This is a genomic window from Qipengyuania marincola, from assembly GCF_029688625.1.
Lineage (GTDB): Bacteria > Pseudomonadota > Alphaproteobacteria > Sphingomonadales > Sphingomonadaceae > Qipengyuania.
Genome location: NZ_JARULC010000002.1, coordinates 795,521 through 810,304, shown reverse-complemented (window position 1 = coordinate 810,304; position 14,784 = coordinate 795,521). Strand labels below are relative to the sequence as shown.

The 14,784-nt window shown below is 63.9% G+C and carries 16 protein-coding genes and 1 tRNA gene; 7 read left to right on the top strand and 10 right to left on the bottom strand.

Features of this window, described 5'->3' with window-relative positions; translation table 11 throughout:
• Positions 1-163 precede the first annotated feature (163 nt).
• The 3 genes from P8Q88_RS09290 (at position 164) to P8Q88_RS09280 (ending at position 1,914) form a co-directional block, all read left to right on the top strand.
• Positions 164-835 carry a DUF2231 domain-containing protein gene (locus P8Q88_RS09290; RefSeq protein WP_009823986.1) on the top strand — a complete coding sequence of 224 codons (672 nt, stop codon included), beginning with the start codon at positions 164-166 and terminating at the stop codon, positions 833-835.
• Positions 836-849: 14 nt separating this feature from the next.
• Complete coding sequence (locus P8Q88_RS09285; RefSeq protein WP_278323567.1) at positions 850-1,257, top strand: hypothetical protein; 408 nt, start codon at positions 850-852, stop codon at positions 1,255-1,257.
• A 285-nt stretch (positions 1,258-1,542) separates the two neighbouring features.
• The gene (locus P8Q88_RS09280; protein WP_098104451.1) at positions 1,543-1,914 is read left to right on the top strand and encodes a hypothetical protein; all 372 of its coding nucleotides are present in this window, start codon (positions 1,543-1,545) and stop codon (positions 1,912-1,914) included.
• A gap of 41 nt (positions 1,915-1,955) precedes the next feature.
• Here P8Q88_RS09280 and P8Q88_RS09275 read toward each other — a convergent pair whose 3' ends face one another.
• The 3 genes from P8Q88_RS09275 to P8Q88_RS09265 form a co-directional block, all read right to left on the bottom strand.
• Positions 1,956-2,180 (bottom strand): helix-turn-helix transcriptional regulator, encoded by a 225-nt coding sequence (locus P8Q88_RS09275; protein WP_141457938.1) that lies wholly within the window; start codon positions 2,178-2,180, stop codon positions 1,956-1,958.
• Positions 2,173-3,051 carry a tyrosine-type recombinase/integrase gene (locus tag P8Q88_RS09270; RefSeq protein WP_278323566.1) on the bottom strand — a complete coding sequence of 293 codons (879 nt, stop codon included), beginning with the start codon at positions 3,049-3,051 and terminating at the stop codon, positions 2,173-2,175. The genes P8Q88_RS09275 and P8Q88_RS09270 overlap by 8 nt, the downstream gene beginning before the upstream one ends.
• 166 nt (positions 3,052-3,217) lie before the next feature.
• Positions 3,218-3,304, bottom strand: a tRNA-Leu gene (locus tag P8Q88_RS09265).
• A gap of 184 nt (positions 3,305-3,488) precedes the next feature.
• Between P8Q88_RS09265 and P8Q88_RS09260 the strand changes: the two genes are divergently transcribed.
• On the top strand, positions 3,489-4,439 hold the full coding sequence (locus P8Q88_RS09260) for a complex I NDUFA9 subunit family protein (RefSeq protein WP_278323565.1): 951 nt from the start codon (positions 3,489-3,491) through the stop codon (positions 4,437-4,439).
• A 55-nt stretch (positions 4,440-4,494) separates the two neighbouring features.
• Here the strand turns inward: P8Q88_RS09260 and P8Q88_RS09255 are convergent, their stop codons facing one another.
• A complete protein-coding gene (locus P8Q88_RS09255) occupies positions 4,495-5,361 on the bottom strand; it encodes a dienelactone hydrolase family protein (protein ID WP_278323564.1) in 867 nt (288 codons plus the stop codon).
• 123 nt (positions 5,362-5,484) lie between these two features.
• Between P8Q88_RS09255 and P8Q88_RS09250 the strand changes: the two genes are divergently transcribed.
• Both P8Q88_RS09250 and P8Q88_RS09245 read left to right on the top strand, forming a co-directional pair.
• Complete coding sequence (locus P8Q88_RS09250) at positions 5,485-7,647, top strand: PQQ-dependent dehydrogenase, methanol/ethanol family (RefSeq protein WP_278323563.1); 2,163 nt, start codon at positions 5,485-5,487, stop codon at positions 7,645-7,647.
• A gap of 2 nt (positions 7,648-7,649) precedes the next feature.
• Positions 7,650-8,123, top strand: coding sequence for a protein tyrosine phosphatase family protein (locus P8Q88_RS09245; RefSeq protein ID WP_278323562.1), 474 nt, complete (start codon positions 7,650-7,652; stop codon positions 8,121-8,123).
• Here the strand turns inward: P8Q88_RS09245 and P8Q88_RS09240 are convergent.
• The 3 genes from P8Q88_RS09240 to P8Q88_RS09230 form a co-directional block, all read right to left on the bottom strand.
• Positions 8,089-9,501 (bottom strand): alkaline phosphatase PhoX, encoded by a 1,413-nt coding sequence (locus P8Q88_RS09240; RefSeq protein WP_278323561.1) that lies wholly within the window; start codon positions 9,499-9,501, stop codon positions 8,089-8,091. The genes P8Q88_RS09245 and P8Q88_RS09240 overlap by 35 nt on opposite strands.
• A gap of 132 nt (positions 9,502-9,633) precedes the next feature.
• Positions 9,634-9,951, bottom strand: a complete 318-nt coding sequence (locus P8Q88_RS09235; RefSeq protein ID WP_278323560.1) for a hypothetical protein — start codon at positions 9,949-9,951, stop codon at positions 9,634-9,636.
• A 1-nt stretch (position 9,952) separates the two neighbouring features.
• Entirely contained in the window at positions 9,953-10,963 is a 1,011-nt protein-coding gene (locus P8Q88_RS09230) for an NAD(P)H-dependent flavin oxidoreductase (RefSeq protein ID WP_278323559.1), read from the bottom strand.
• 190 nt (positions 10,964-11,153) lie between these two features.
• Between P8Q88_RS09230 and P8Q88_RS09225 the strand changes: the two genes are divergently transcribed.
• Positions 11,154-11,618 (top strand): glycine zipper 2TM domain-containing protein, encoded by a 465-nt coding sequence (locus P8Q88_RS09225; RefSeq protein WP_278323558.1) that lies wholly within the window; start codon positions 11,154-11,156, stop codon positions 11,616-11,618.
• Between the two features lie 8 nt (positions 11,619-11,626).
• On the opposite strand, the gene purT is transcribed toward P8Q88_RS09225, so the two are convergent.
• Genes purT through P8Q88_RS09210 form a run of 3 tightly spaced genes read right to left on the bottom strand, consistent with a single transcriptional unit; the run spans position 11,627 to position 14,763 of the window.
• Positions 11,627-12,787 (bottom strand): formate-dependent phosphoribosylglycinamide formyltransferase, encoded by a 1,161-nt coding sequence (gene purT / locus P8Q88_RS09220; RefSeq protein ID WP_278323557.1) that lies wholly within the window; start codon positions 12,785-12,787, stop codon positions 11,627-11,629.
• A gap of 10 nt (positions 12,788-12,797) precedes the next feature.
• On the bottom strand, positions 12,798-13,496 hold the full coding sequence (locus P8Q88_RS09215) for a class I SAM-dependent methyltransferase (RefSeq protein WP_278323556.1): 699 nt from the start codon (positions 13,494-13,496) through the stop codon (positions 12,798-12,800).
• Positions 13,483-14,763, bottom strand: a complete 1,281-nt coding sequence (locus tag P8Q88_RS09210) for an aspartate kinase (RefSeq protein WP_278323555.1) — start codon at positions 14,761-14,763, stop codon at positions 13,483-13,485. Before P8Q88_RS09210 ends, P8Q88_RS09215 begins: the two co-directional genes overlap by 14 nt.
• Between the last annotated feature and the right edge of the window lie 21 nt (positions 14,764-14,784).

Sequence of the window (14,784 nt, the reverse complement as noted above, 5' to 3'; positions counted from 1 at the left end):
CCGAATGCGTTCGACGATCGCGATGATGCCGCCAGCAAGCGTGACCACCCGGGCGCACTTCAGTCGCGCTGAACTATCAAATTAATGCGAGGGGCACGCGGCTGCCGTGCGTATCAGGCACATAGGTCGCACTTTAACTGCAGGGTCGGGAGACATACGAGACATGAAAGCCCCCTCATTTCTGGCGCTGCTCGCCGCAAGCCTGCTCTTCGTCGGACCCGTTCAGGCTCATGGCGACGAAAAGCACGGCGAAGAGGCGAGCGCCGCGCCTGCTGCCACCAATGGCGATGTGCACGACCAGGCGGCCATGGCGCAGATGGGCGAGACTGCGGATGCTGGCGAGTCCTCCGGCGCGCACGATGAAGCGGGCGCAGCCCATGACGAGGCCGGTGGCCATGCGGATGAGAGCGAAACCGGCGTCATGGCCGTACTGAAAAAGCTGCATCCGGCAACGATCCACTTCCCGATCGCCTTGTTTTTCATGGCTGCGGCCACCGAATTGTTCGTGATGCGCCGGAAAGGAGCGGGCCTGGAAAGTGCGGTGCGCGTACTCGTCTACGGCGGAGCAATCGGCGCAGTCGTCGCAGTTCTGTTCGGATGGATTCACACCGGTCTGTGGTTCGGCGGCGATACTGTCATGCAAGTCCATCGATGGACCGGTATGCTGATCGCGGTTCTCGGTATTGCGATGGCATACCTCGCGAGCAGGCCGAGCCAGAGCCGCGCATGGTTGCGCGCGTCGATCTTCTCCATGGCGGCACTCGTTCTCATCCAGGGGTTCCTTGGCGGCGAGCTCGCGCACGGACCGGACCATCTTGGCGTTTCGTGGCTCTGAAGGAGTTGAATAACATGCGAATTCTGAAATCGAACACCGCGATAGCATTTCTCGCGACCGCGCCATTGACGTTCGCTCTCGCCGCTTGTGACCAAGCGCAGGAGAGCACACCGGCTGCTGAGGTTTCGCCTATGGGCGAAGCTGCGGTGGTGGCTGGCACGGCACCCGAGGCGGGTCTTGCCGATCCGGCAGCCTCTCCCTCCAAAGATGAGGCAGCGACCGCTCGGGAGGACGCTCTTTCGACAAATGGCGCCGCCACGCCCGCCTCACGGCACGCTGCCTCTCCCGCATCACGCGCAACTGCCACACCCGCACCTCCAGCAACACGCACGCAACCCGCGAGCGAGGCGACCCAGCCGGCCGATCCCCATGCGGGTCATGACATGTCCTCGATGGCCGATCACGACATGGAAGGTATGTGATCGGACGCGTTTCCCGGTGACACGGCTATCCAGGAGATACCCTCGGCAAAAACACAAACGAACATCGCAAGATCAGGAAAGGACGGCCCCGCCTCCCCCCGACGCCCTGCGGGTCGCAGGTGCCCCCAAGGGGCCGTTCAGGAACCCCGCGTGCAAACCAACCCGACGCGCGGGGTTCCGTTTGCCCGGCTTCGCTGTCGCCGTGCCAGGCGCGTCCCGGCATGGCTTTGTGCTATGTGAGCAGCGCGCAGACAATCGCCTCGGTGCTTATGAAAGGAACCGCATATGTCGGAAACGGGAAAAGCCGGTGCGCTGTCGCGCTGGGAAGACGAAGGCGGGGCATTGCCCTGCGGGCCGCAGGAAGCGCTCGCTGCCGATTGTGAGAAATGGGATATTCCGCCACTTTCCGATGCCGAAATGATCCAGTTGCGCATCAGGGTGATCGCCCTTGAGAACATGGTGCTCGGCCTTCTGTCGAAGGCCAGCGCCAATCAGCTGGCAGCAATCGAAGAAATCGCGGAATTCATATCCCCGCGTGCCGATGCGAAGCCGCATCCGCTTACCTTGCACGCTGCCACGCAGATGGAGCATTTTGTCGAACGCGCCCGCCGGCTTCGCGAGGCACCCTCCCCAGCTGATCAATCTACTGCACGGTAGCTGGGCTCTTTCTATTGGTCACAGGGGATACGTCGAGGTGGCTATGTCGAGTGCTTAATACGATCGGCCACCCACCCGTCGATCTCGCTTTCCGCCCACGCAACCGAGTATCCTCCGAGCTGCACAGGCCTCGGAAACTTGCCCTCGGCCATCCAGCGATAGATCGTTGAACGGCCAAGCCCGACGCGGTGCTGCACTTCGGGCAAGCGAATGAGACGCGTCACCCGACGGGGCTCTGTTGCCTCCTTGTCGATCTCTTCACCCACGATGGCCTCCTTCGGTACCGGCGAAGACATCGCCAATCAGGGCGTCCTTGCGTTCAAGCTCGTCGATGTGATCGGAAAGCAGGCGGGCGACACGATGCGCCGTGCCCTTAGCCCAGCGCGGCTTCACATCGTGAACCTGGTTGCCCAGGACACGTTGGAGCGCTGAAGGCAGTTCGCCGGAAAAGTCCTCGAAGAATTGCGCGAGGTCCGATTGCAACCACGCAATCGCGTGATCGCCGCTGCTGACGAGGAAGAGGAGCAGGTGTGCGTGCGGCGCAACTCCGCTCGCGGCAAGAATGCGCAAGGCTTCGGATTTGCAGCGGGTGGTAGCAACACCGTAGCGAAACACGCGGCCTGCGAACGAGCGGCATTTCTTCGCAGTCTCGTGCTTACCAGTGGCTTCCAGTCGTTTGAGAGGAGCCAGGACTTCGAACGGCTCGATCTCGTTGATGGGTCGGTTCCCGATGGCAGGCGCAAGCTTGTCGAGGAAATAATTGGCCTTGACGATCGTGCCATCGGCGCGGCCATTCTGGACCATCATCTGTTCAATATACTCACGTGCGACTGCCTCGAACGTCTGTGCAGAAAGAAACTCTGCGCGGATTTTCCGCTTCCGCTTCTCAAAGGCCGGGTCGCCCCCAGAAGCAACAGCTCGTCGTGCCTCGTAGGCCGCGTCTCGCGCTTGCTTGAGGCTGATGTCGGGATAGCTGCCGATGCAGAGCTTCTTTTGCGCGCCGCCGATCCGGTATCGGAATCGCCAAAGTTTGCCGCCGGTGGGCGTCACCTCAACATATAGGCCGCGCTCATCGGTTACCTTGTACGGCTTATCCTTGGGCTTGAGTGCGCGGAGGCGAGTATCTGTCAGCGGCATGTGGGGGCCTTTTCATCTGGGGCCTTTGCGAAACGGCCTCAAAAGGCCCACAAAAGTGTCTGGAACCCCCGAGAACAGGCGGGACGATCCGGAACGATCCAAGGGCCAAATCCCTAGGATTTCTGCGGGTTTTATAGATTATTTGGGAGAACGTGAGAAGAACAAATGGTGCCCAGAAGAGGACTCGAACCTCCACGCCCTTGCGAGCGCCGCCACCTGAAGACGGTGCGTCTACCAATTCCGCCATCTGGGCACACATTGCGTTGACCGGTCATCCGATGCCGGTCCGCGGGTAGGAGCGCGCCACTAGCGAAGCCTCGCGATTCTTGTCAACTGCAATCGCACCGGGTCGCGCGGCTCGGAACGCTTGCAGCGCCGCACCGGTTGTGGCTAGGGGCGCAGCGACAATTTCTCTGATTGAAACACAGGCATTCTCGATGGCGAAAAGCAGTGCGTTGAACGGCAAGCTCGTAGTGCTGATGGGCGGTAGCGGCTTCATCGGCAATTACGTGGCTCAGGCCCTGCTGGAGCGTGGCGCGCGGGTGCGGATCGCCAGCCGCAATCCCGAAAAGGCGTTTACCCTGAAGCCGCTGGCGAATCTCGGCCAGCTGCAATTCGCGCGTTGCGATGCAACCGACCGGCAAAGCGTCGAACGCTGCATCGCGGGTGCCGATGCCGTTATCAATCTGGTCGGGAGCTTCGAAGGCAATCTCTACCGGCTGATGGGCGAGGCGCCGGGCTGGATGGCCGAGGCTGCGGCGGCGCAGGGCGCGAAGGCCTTCGTTCACGTCAGTGCGATCGCCGCCGAACCCGACGAGGACACCGAGATCGAGTATGCGGGTGCCAAGAAGCTGGGCGAAGAGCGTGTCCGGGCAGCCTTTCCCAAGGCCACGATCCTGCGCCCGTCGATCCTGTTCGGCAAGGACGACGAATTCCTCAACATGTTTGGCGGGCTGATCGCGCGCCTACCGATGCTGCCGGTGTTCGCGCCCGACAGCAAGCTGCAGCTGGTCTATGTCGACGACGTCGCCGAAGCCGTCGCGCGGGCTGCCGAGAATCCTGCCGATCATGCCGGCAAGATCTACGAGCTCGGCGGGCCGGAGCAGCTGTCGATGATGGAAATCAACCGCCGTATCGCCGACGCGCAGGGTCGCAAGCGCACCTTCCTGCCGATGCCCGATGCGCTATCGGGCGCGTTTGCCACGCTGCCCGGAACGCCGATGTCGCGCGACCAGTGGCTTCTTCTCAAGCAGGGCAATGTCGTTTCCGGCGCGTTCCCGGGCTTCGCCAAGCTCGGCATAGAGCCCAAGCCGCTCGGCCTGTTCCTCGACAAGTGGATGGTCCGCTATCGCAAGCACGGCCGCTTCACCGATCTGACAGGGGCCTGACTGCTCCGCGCGCGGCCCTAGCGGCGCGCCAAGGTTGCTTCAGAAAGCTTACGCCTCAGAGCGCGTCGGCGTAGAGCGCCAGTAGCCGCGCCCAGGCGCGCTCGGCCTGCACCTCGTCATAGGCCGGCGAATCCAGCACGCACCAGCCATGATCGGCGGGATACACCTCTATTTCTGCCGTCGTGTTGACAGCATCGGCAGCCTGCCGCAGCGCGGTCTTGGCGTCCGGGTCTTCCTCGTCATCGTTCTGCGCGATTGCGATCAGGTAATGCGCATCCTCGCGCAATGTTCGGTGCGGGCTCGAGGCATTGTCGGTGACAAGGCCGCCACCATGGAAGCTGGCGCCTGCATGGATGTGCTCGTCCGCGCCGGGCGCGACCACGGCATGGCTACCGGTCATGCAATAGCCCTGCACCCCTATGCCACGATCGCCATCGACCTCGGCTTGCGTCATCAGCCATTGAGCGCAGGCGCGATTGTCGATCTGCTTGGTCTGCGTCGTAAAGCGTCCCCGCCAAGGCTGGACCTTCTGGAACCCGCCGCTCCCGGCGAAGGACGGGAAGTCCTCGAACTGCTGCCCGGCGACGTCACGGTAATAGGGATTGGCAAGCAGCACGGCATATCCGGCCGCGGCAAGGCGGCGCGCCATCTCGCGCTTGGCAGGCCGGATGCCTGCAATATCGGGCCACAGGACGACGCCGGGATGGGCTTGCGACGCCAGAAAATAGAACTCGCCATCGAGCGTGCCGTCCGGTGTACGGAAGGACACATCGCGGCGCTGGACCTCGGCGCCTCCTCGCTCTGCCATATCGCCCTCCACCGGCGCGCAGGCCATGGCCGCGCCGGCCAGAGCACCCGCACCGAATCCGCGCCGGGTCAGCCCGGTTCTTGCCCATCGGGCCAGATCGTCGCGTTCGCACATAAGCCTGTTCTCCTCTCGCTTCCCGCGGCTGCACCTTAGCCGCGATTGGGCGATGGACAAGCATTCGTCGTGAGTGCAGGATAGGTTTCATAGAGCGACCGATAGTCGCCTTGGGAGAGGGTTATGAAGAGGATCGCGGTGGCGGCACTGGCCGCGCTGGCGCTTGGTGGCTGCAACCTTGGCGCAGAAGAAGTGCCCGAGGGCGGCATCGATGCGGTGCGGCTGGTCAATGCGGGGCAGGATCCGGCCAACTGGATCACCCATGGCGGGACCTATGCCGAACAGCGTTATTCTCCGCTCGACCAGGTCGATCGCGAGACGGTGGGCGAGCTCGGTCTCGCCTGGTTCGCGGACATGGATACCGCACGCGGGCAGGAGGCGACGCCGCTGGTGATGGACGGCAAGCTCTATGTCACCTCGGCGTGGAGCAAGGTCTTCGCTTTCGATGCAGCAACCGGGGAGCCGCTGTGGAGCTACGATCCGCAGGTGCCGGGCGAAACCGGGGTCAAGGCGTGCTGCGATGTCGTCAATCGTGGTCTAGCAGCCTGGGGCGACAAGCTCTATCTCGGCACGCTCGACGGGCGTCTGGTCGCACTCGACCGCGATAGCGGCGAGGTCGCATGGGAGAAAGTGACCGTCGACCAGGATGCCAGCTACACCATTACGGGCGCGCCGCGCGTGATCGATGGCAAAGTGCTGATCGGCAATGGTGGCGCCGAATTCGGCGTGCGCGGATATATCGCCGCCTATGACGCCGTTGATGGGGAGGAGCTGTGGCGCTTCTATACCGTGCCGGGCGGCGAGAAGGATGCCGCCCAGCCGGAATATCTGCGGGCCGCTGCGCAGACCTGGAAGGGGGACGCGCTTTACGGCGAAGACGCCATCGGTGGCGGCGGCACGGTGTGGGATTCCATGGCCTACGACCCCGATCTCGACCTGCTCTATATCGGGGTCGGCAATGGCAGCCCGTGGAACCGCGCCTATCGCAGCCCCGGCGCGGACGGGAAGGGCGAAGGCGACAATCTCTATCTTTCCAGCATCGTGGCGATCCGCCCCGATACGGGCGACTATGTCTGGCATTACCAGACTACGCCGGGCGAGACCTGGGATTACACGGCGACCCAGCACATCATGCTGGCCGACATGGAGATCGACGGGCGCGAGCGGCAGGTCCTGATGCAGGCACCCAAAAACGGTTTTTTCTACGTCCTCGACCGGGCGACGGGCGAATTCATCAGTGCGGAACCCTATATCCCCGTCAATTGGGCAAGCGGCATCGACGAAAACGGCAGGCCGATCGAGAACCCGGAGACGCGCGTCGATCGGACCGGCAAGCCGGCGCTCGTCATGCCGGGGCCGCTTGGGGGCCATAACTGGCACCCGATGGCCTTCCACCCGGACGAGAACCTCGTCTACATTCCGGCCTTCGAGGCTGCGATGCTCTATGCCCCCGAGGCCGACTGGAAGCCCGACCGGGCCCGCGGCTTCAACGTCGGCTTCGATATCGGCGCCGGCGACCTGCCGCCCGATCTCGGATTCCGTCGCGAGGTGCAGGGCACCATCTCGGGCAAGCTGGTCGCGTGGGACCCGGTGACCCAGAAGGCCAAATGGACGGTCGAGCATCCGGGACCATGGAATGGCGGCGTCCTGGCGACCGGGGGCGGGCTCGTCTTCCAGGGGAACTCGGGCAGCGAGTTCGCGGCTTATGATGCCAGCTCGGGCGACAAGCTTTGGAGTTTCGCCGCGCAGACCGGGGTCGTTGCGCCACCGATCACCTATACTGTCAACGGCGAGCAGTACGTCGCCGTCCTGGCGGGCTGGGGCGGCGCCTTTGCGCTGAGCGCGGATGGCACGCTGATCGATCAGATGCACCCGGTGCGCAATGTCAGCCGCCTCTTGGTTTTCAAGCTCGGCGGAACGGGCGAATTGCCGGAGCCGACGACGCTCGCGAGGGCACCGCTGGACCCGCCCGCCAGCCGCGCCGATGCGGCAACCATCGAGCTGGGGCGCGAAAAATACGCTCGCTATTGCGCCGTATGCCACGCGCCTGGCGCGGTCGGATCGACGGTTCTTCCCGACCTGCGGCGGTCCGGCGCGCTCGAAAACCCGGCCGCCTGGCTCCAGATCGTCCATGACGGCGCGCTGAAGGACAATGGCATGGCGAGTTTCGAAGGCTCGCTTACGAAGGAAGAGATCGACGCGATCCGCCACTATGTGATCAAGCGCGCCAACGAGGACAAGGCGATGGAGGCGCAGCTTGCGAAAGGCCGCGTCGCCCGCCGTTAGAGGTGGCCGATCCCGACGACATCCGAGGCTGGCAAAGGCTGTCGTCGGAGATCACCACTTCGGGCAAGCTCGATCCGGATGATGTCGCACGCCTGCATGCGATCGGCGTGCGCCACGTCATCAATCTGGCGCTCGACGACCATCCGGAAGCACTGCGCGACGAAGCAGCCCTGCTCGAAGCCCAGGGTATCGGCTACACGCACATCCCCGTCGCGTTCGAACGCCCGACCGTCGATCATTATCTGGAATTTCGCGAAGCGCTTAAAAGCAGCCAAGGGCCGGTCCACGTCCATTGCATCATGAGCTTTCGCGTGTCGGCCTTCTTCTACATGCTCCACCGCGAGCAGGGGATGGCAGGCAAGGAGGCCGAGGCGTTGATGGCGCGTCAGTGGAATCCGCTGACTTCCGAAGACCCCCGCACCTTGCCCTGGCGAGACCTGCTTATGCGGACCGCAGGCTCTCCCACGGGCCCGTGATGGCATAGGTAAAGCCGGGCTCCTGCACGTTGACGAACAGCGTGTTGCCATCGGGCGAGAAGCATGCGCCGCAGAATTCGGCACGGTCTGCATGCGCGTTGCGGGCGAAATCATAGACCGCGCCCTCCGGCGTCAGCCCGCGCAGATAATTGTCGCCGCGCCCGTCCTCGCAGATCATGAGATCGCCCCACGGCGTCACCGCGAGATTATCGCACAGGTCGAGCGTGTCCGCTCCGGGACTTTCGAAGATGAGCGTCAGCGTGCCGGCTTGCTCCTCCGTCGTGCCTTCGCCGGTGCCCGGCGCATATTTCCAAACCTGGCCGGTGTGATGCGCCCCACCTTCGGTACAGGTGAAGTAATGCGCCCCCTGCCCGTCGCCGCGCGCTCCGTAGGCGAGCCCTTCGCCGCGAGTGAACATGGCGGCGCCCGCGGCAAAACCGCGCTGGCGCAAATCACCATCGGGGGATTCGACATTCTCAAGGTCGATCCACCGGACCGGAAGATCCTGGCCCACGTCGATCCGGCTGTCGTTTCCGCGGCTCCAGTCGCGCGCGTAATTGCGCGTGTCGGCACTATCGCGACCGATAATCGCGAGCGCCTGAAGCCTGCCACCGGCCGCGAGCTTGCCGCGCTGGTTCGGCAGGAAGCGGTAGAACAGGCCTTCGCGATCGTCTTCGGTCAGGTAGACGATGCCCGTTTCGGGATCGACCGAAACTGCCTCGTGCGCGAAGCGGCCCATGGCAGTGAGCGGCACCGGAGCGACCGGCCTGGTCGCATCGGCAGGCACTTCGAACACGAAACCATGGGGCTTGCGCGCATCTTCCTCGCCGACCTTAAGCGGCTGCTCCTCGCAGGTCAGCCAGCTCCCCCAGGGCGTCGTGCCGCCCGAGCAGTTCGCCGCCGTGCCGAGCAGCGAGATGTTGTCGCGCACTATTTCGCCCGATGCGGCGTCGATGACGACATTGGTGGTGCCGCCGAAGAACGGGTCGCCCTCGCGCCGCGGATCGTAAATGCGTGAGGCATCGAAATCGGCCAGCGATTTGGACTCTGCGGTGAACGGGTGGCCGTGATCGATGCTCGCCCAGTTTTCGTGATTGCGAACCAGCACCCACTGGTCCGCCGATGTGGGATGCGCAAAGCAACCCATGCCGTCCGGCCGCCCGGGCGTCGCGAAGCCATCGCTCATCAGCTTGCCGGTCTGCGTGAGCAGGCGATAGGAAAAGCCTTCGGGCAAGTCGAGCAGGCCTTGTGGATCAGGCACGAGCCGCTTGCCTGGGTTGGCGCTGTACGCCCGCGTGAGGCTACCCGTGCCGAGCGCGGTGAAGGCGATGAAGGCGGCGCTGGACGCCTTGAGCAGATTGCGGCGGTCGATAGTCATCATGCAGTCCTCGAGAATCCTGATTGCCCTGCCTGCCACAAGCGACAGCCGCATGACAGACGGCACCGACAGGATTTGAACGGCGGCAGGCGACGGGGAGCAGCCGATCGACAGCGCACGATGCAGCGGTACCTAGAGATCAAACACGACCTCGTGCATTCCGGCTCCGTGCAAGGCGGCTTCGACGAGTACCTTCTGGCTGGGGGAAAGCGGCAGTTCGCTGGCAACGACATGCGCGATCGCCCCGCCGAGCGAGAAACCTCCGCTCAGCACCTGGCGGATTGCCCGCACGATCGTATCCTCCAGATAGCGCGGCTGCGCGATCAGGTCCGTACCCTCGGAAAAGGGAAACTCGGCCCGCTGGTCCACGAATTTGCCGGTCGCCCGCTCGCTTACCTGGATCCGGTTGCGAAATATCGCAATGTCGAGGTCGAGGCGGCGGATTTCCATGTCAACGACGCGACAGCGCATCCTCGCTCTGCGCCATCAGCTTCTCGATAATCGACGCGACCGGTTCCTCTTCCTTGAGCATGCCGACCGACTGGCCGGCCATCAGGCTGCCGTTCTCGACATCGCCGTCGATCACCGCGCGGCGCAGCGCACCGGCCCAGTAATGCTCGATCTGCAATTGGGCTTCGGCCATCGCGATTTCCTCGCGGTCGAGCACGGCGGCGACTTCGCGCTGCTTGGCGGTAAATTCCTCCGTGCCCTTGTTCTTGAGCGCGCGCACCGGGATCACCGGCAAACGCGCGTCGACCTGCACACTCGCAACCGCATCGCGTGCGCTGGCACGGAAGAATGCCTTTTTGAAATCGGGGTGCGCGATACTTTCGGTGGCGCAGGCAAACCGGGTGCCCAGCTGCACGCCTGCCGCGCCCATTTCGAGATAGCCCGCGATCGCATGGCCGCGCCCGATCCCGCCAGCGACGAAGATCAGATGCTCGTCGGCCAGTTCGGGCAACATTTCCTGCGCCAGCACGCTGGTCGAGACCGGGCCGATGTGGCCGCCCGCTTCCATGCCCTCGATCACCAGCGCATCGGCGCCCGAGCGGAGCAGTTTCTTCGCCAGCGCCAGCGTTGGCGCGAAACAGATGACCTTCGCACCGTGCCCCTTGATGGCCTCGACACTGCCCTTGGGCGGGATTCCACCTGCGAGCACGACATGGCCGACCCCGTATTTGCCGCACACCTCGATTAGCTCGAACAGCTGCGGGTGCATGGTGATCAGATTCACGCCGAAAGGCCTGTCGGTCAACTCCCTTGTCGCCGCGATTTCCTTGTCCAGCAGCTCGGGATCCATCGCTCCGCAGGCGATCACGCCGAAGCCGCCCGCGTTCGAGATGGCGGAGACGAGATTGCGCTCCGACACCCAACTCATTGCACCGCACAGGATGGCGGTTTCGCTGCCGAGGAAATCGATGCCGCGCTGCATCAGGGCGCGCGTCTTGGAATAGGTGGTCATAGGCCCTGCGCTTAGGGCGGCTTGGGGAAACCGGCAAGCGCACTCGGTTCGGCGCTAAAGCCAAACCCTTCGTCCCAGCTTTCCGAAAGCTGACCGACCTGCATTCGGCCTGTTCAGGAAAGCGGGTGCAAAGGTGAATTCTCGAAACGGCGAGCCTGGTGGACGGGGCAAGCCAAGAAGGAGAAAAACCATGAGGAAGACCGTCCTAGCAAACACCCTTGGCCTAGCGCTCGGCGCGGGCCTTCTCGCCGCTCCGGCACAGGCGATCGAAACATCGCCCGCCCCGCTCGCAAGCGTCGCCGCGCTTGGCGACCTGTCGTTCGATCACCGTCGCGATCGTTGGGATGACGACGATTGGGATGATGACGACCGCTACGAGCGCCGCCGCTATCGCGATCGCTATTACGGCCGTCAGGGCCGCTATTACGACGAGCCCGTTTATCGCAACACGCGCGTCTGGCGCGGGCGGGACGGCCGCACCTATTGCCGGAAGAAAGACGGGACGACCGGCCTGATCATCGGTGGCGCCGTGGGCGCACTGCTGGGGCGCGAGATCGATACGCGTGGCGACCGTTCGCTGGGCACCATCCTTGGTGCTGCAGGTGGCGCCATCCTGGGTCGCGAAGTCGCCCGCGGGCGGGCCCGCTGCCGGTAATCGCGCCGCTAGTCGCGATATAAGATCTGCACCTTCGCAGCCGCAGCCCTGGCTATCCGACGAGCGTCCTCAGTGTCGCTCGCGGTGGCCAGGGCAACACCCATCCGGCGGTAGGGCCGACTGGTCGGCTTGGCGAAAATCCGCAAATCCGCTCCATCCGCCATCGCTTCGGCCATGCCATCGTAGGACAGCGCGGAGCTGTCCCGTTCTGCCAGGATCACCGCACTCGCGGCAGGTCGCGCACGCAAATTTGCCGGTATCGGCAGGCCCATGATGGCGCGGGCGTGAAGGTCGAATTCGGTCAGGTTCTGGCTGACCAGCGTGACCATGCCGGTATCGTGCGGGCGCGGTGAGAGTTCGGAGAAAATCACCTCCTCCCCCTTCACGAAGAATTCGACCCCGAACAGGCCATGGCCGCCAAGGTCGTCGACGATGCGCTTCGCCATGTCCTGCGCCTTGCCGATAGCCGCGTCCGACATGGGTGTCGGCTGCCAGCTTTCCTGATAATCCCCGCGCTCTTGCCGGTGCCCGATGGGCGGACAGAAGGTCACGCCGCCCTTGTGCCGGACGGTCAACAACGTGATCTCGTAGTCGAAGTCGACGAACTGCTCCACGATCACCCGTTGCCGGTCGCCACGCATGTTGGCGACGGCATAATCCCACGCTGCCTCGAGCCCTTCGGCGTCGCGGACGGTCGTCTGCCCTTTGCCCGAGGACGACATGACCGGCTTAATCACGCAGGGAAAACCGGTGTGCTGCGCCGCGGCGCGCACTTCGTCGAGATTCTTGGCGTAGCGATAGCGTGACGTCACGAGGCCGAGCTCGTTTGCCGCAAGGTCGCGGATCGCATCGCGGTTCATCGTCATCTGGGTCGCCCGCGCCGATGGCACGACCGTAAAGCCCTCCTCTTCCAGCTCCGCCAGCACCTCGGTGCGGATCGCCTCGATCTCCGGCACGATATAATCGGGGCGGTGCTGCTCGACCACGGCGCGTAGCCGCTCGCCATCGAGCATGGAAAACACCTCGTTCGCATCGGCAAGCTGCTTGGCCGGCGCCTTGTCATAGGCGTCGCAGGCGATCACGTAAGCGCCCAGCCGCTTGGCGGAAATCACGAATTCGCGACCCAGCTCGCCCGAACCCAAGAGAAGGATTTTCGCAGTGTACGCCATTGGATACCCTTTAATGTCTCGCGCGGAGCGGCCCAGCCTCGAGCCGCCAGATCGCCACCTGCTTTCCGGCTTCGTAATCGCCTTCGTCGATAAAGCCATCGGGCGCGCGCAGATTGAAAGGAGGAAGGGTCAGATTAAGCCGACGAAACCGGAAGGACGCCGCTTGTTCCGTATTGCTGCTGCAATCCGGGTAGTGGGTGACCAGCAGAAAGCGCCGCGCCGCTCCGGCCACATTGTCCAGCGCGCGGATCGCATCGCCGAGTGGCAGGTGGTTGAGACATTCGCGACATAGGACGAGATTTGCCCCGGGCAGGTCATCCTCGACGAGATCGGCGACAGCGAACGCCACGCGCGCCGAGCCATGACGCGCGGTGTTCTCCGCAATCAGGTCGGGGACGATATCGATACCCGTGTAATCGGCGTCGATCCGCATGCGCGATTGCCAGTTATAATCTCCACATGGCGCGTCGAGAATGGTTTCGATCGCTTCCTCTTCGACCAGCTCCTCAAGGCCGCGCCGTAGCTGTGCGGTGGCGGCGAGGGTGCTGCCGAAACCGGACGCGCTTTCCGGGTTCTGCCAGATACGCTTGGCATAAATGGCGCCAAACCGATCTGCGCGATTATCGTAGCGCCGCAGGAAGAGGTGCTCCTTTACCGAGAACCACCGCTCGCGGGCCCATTGCAGCATCGCCGCTTCAGGCCGCCTCATCTGCAGCATCCAGCCCGTAGGCCGTGTGCAGCACGCGCACGGCGAGCTCGGTCTCGTCTTCGTCGATCAGCACGCTCACCTTGATCTCGGACGTGGTGATCGCCTGGATATTGATCCCGCGGTCGGCGAGCGCCTGGAACATCGTGCTGGCAACGCCCGCATGGCTTTTCATGCCGACGCCGACGACGCTGATCTTGGCGATCTGGCTGTCGGTGATCAGGCGATTGAAGCCGATGTCGTCGCGCTTGTCTTCCAGCAGGGCCTGGGCCCGGGCGAGGTCGGCCTGAGGCACGGTGAAGGTCACGTCGGTCTCGCCCTTGTCGCGGCCGACGTTCTGGATGATCATGTCGACATTGATGCCGGCCTTGGCCAGCGGATCGAAGATATGGGCCACTGCACCGGGCTTGTCGGGCACGCGGGTCAGGATCACCTTGGCTTCGTTCTTGTCATGCGCGATGCCGGTCACGTGCTGGCGTTCCATATCGCCCTTCTCCACCAGTTCGTTCATTTCTTCCTCGGACACGATCATCGTACCGGGGTGATCGTCCGCGGGGATCGCATCCTCGCCGACGAAGCTGGAGAGGACCTGCACCCGCACGCCCTCCTTCATCGCGAGCCCGACCGAGCGCGTCTGGAGCACCTTGGCCCCCACGCTCGCCAGCTCGAGCATTTCCTCGTAGGTTACCGCCTTCTGCTTCCTCGCCTTGGCGACAATGCGCGGGTCGGTGGTGTAGACGCCGTCGACGTCGGTATAGATGTCGCAGCGATCGGCTTTGACCGCAGCCGCCACCGCCACTGCCGACGTGTCCGAGCCGCCGCGACCCAGCGTGGTAATGCGGCCATCGGACGCCAAGCCCTGAAAACCCGGAATGACGGCGATCTCGCCCCGCTCCATGCTGGCAACTAGGTCTTCGGCATCGATGCTGTCGATGCGCGCCTTCGCATGCGCCTCGATCGTGTTGATCGGCAATTGCCAGCCGAGCCAGCTGCGGGCCTTGCAGCCAAGTGACTGCAAGGTGAGCGCCAGCAGGCCGCTCGTCACCTGCTCGCCGGATGCCACCACCACGTCGTATTCGGCCGGATCGTAAAGCGCGTTCGCTTCGCGGCAGAAATTGACCAGCCGGTCGGTCTCGCCCGCCATGGCGCTGACCACCACCGCGACCTCGTGCCCGCGTGCCTGCTGCTTGCGCACGATATTGGCGACGCGGCGAATACGCTCGGTCCCCGCCATGGAGGTGCCGCCGAATTTCATCACGATACGGGCCAAGCGCGTGCATCTCCATGCTGG

Coding starts and splice junctions, on each gene's coding strand:
- P8Q88_RS09250 (WP_278323563.1), top strand. CDS start 5,485: ATGAAGAGGATCGCGGTGGCGGCACTGGCCGCGCTGGCGCTTGGTGGC.
- P8Q88_RS09285 (WP_278323567.1), top strand. CDS start 850: ATGCGAATTCTGAAATCGAACACCGCGATAGCATTTCTCGCGACCGCG.
- purT (WP_278323557.1), bottom strand. CDS start 12,787: ATGGCGTACACTGCGAAAATCCTTCTCTTGGGTTCGGGCGAGCTGGGT.
- P8Q88_RS09270 (WP_278323566.1), bottom strand. CDS start 3,051: ATGCCGCTGACAGATACTCGCCTCCGCGCACTCAAGCCCAAGGATAAG.
- P8Q88_RS09225 (WP_278323558.1), top strand. CDS start 11,154: ATGAGGAAGACCGTCCTAGCAAACACCCTTGGCCTAGCGCTCGGCGCG.
- P8Q88_RS09230 (WP_278323559.1), bottom strand. CDS start 10,963: ATGACCACCTATTCCAAGACGCGCGCCCTGATGCAGCGCGGCATCGAT.
- P8Q88_RS09240 (WP_278323561.1), bottom strand. CDS start 9,501: ATGACTATCGACCGCCGCAATCTGCTCAAGGCGTCCAGCGCCGCCTTC.
- P8Q88_RS09290 (WP_009823986.1), top strand. CDS start 164: ATGAAAGCCCCCTCATTTCTGGCGCTGCTCGCCGCAAGCCTGCTCTTC.
- P8Q88_RS09215 (WP_278323556.1), bottom strand. CDS start 13,496: ATGAGGCGGCCTGAAGCGGCGATGCTGCAATGGGCCCGCGAGCGGTGG.
- P8Q88_RS09235 (WP_278323560.1), bottom strand. CDS start 9,951: ATGGAAATCCGCCGCCTCGACCTCGACATTGCGATATTTCGCAACCGG.
- P8Q88_RS09280 (WP_098104451.1), top strand. CDS start 1,543: ATGTCGGAAACGGGAAAAGCCGGTGCGCTGTCGCGCTGGGAAGACGAA.
- P8Q88_RS09260 (WP_278323565.1), top strand. CDS start 3,489: ATGGCGAAAAGCAGTGCGTTGAACGGCAAGCTCGTAGTGCTGATGGGC.
- P8Q88_RS09255 (WP_278323564.1), bottom strand. CDS start 5,361: ATGTGCGAACGCGACGATCTGGCCCGATGGGCAAGAACCGGGCTGACC.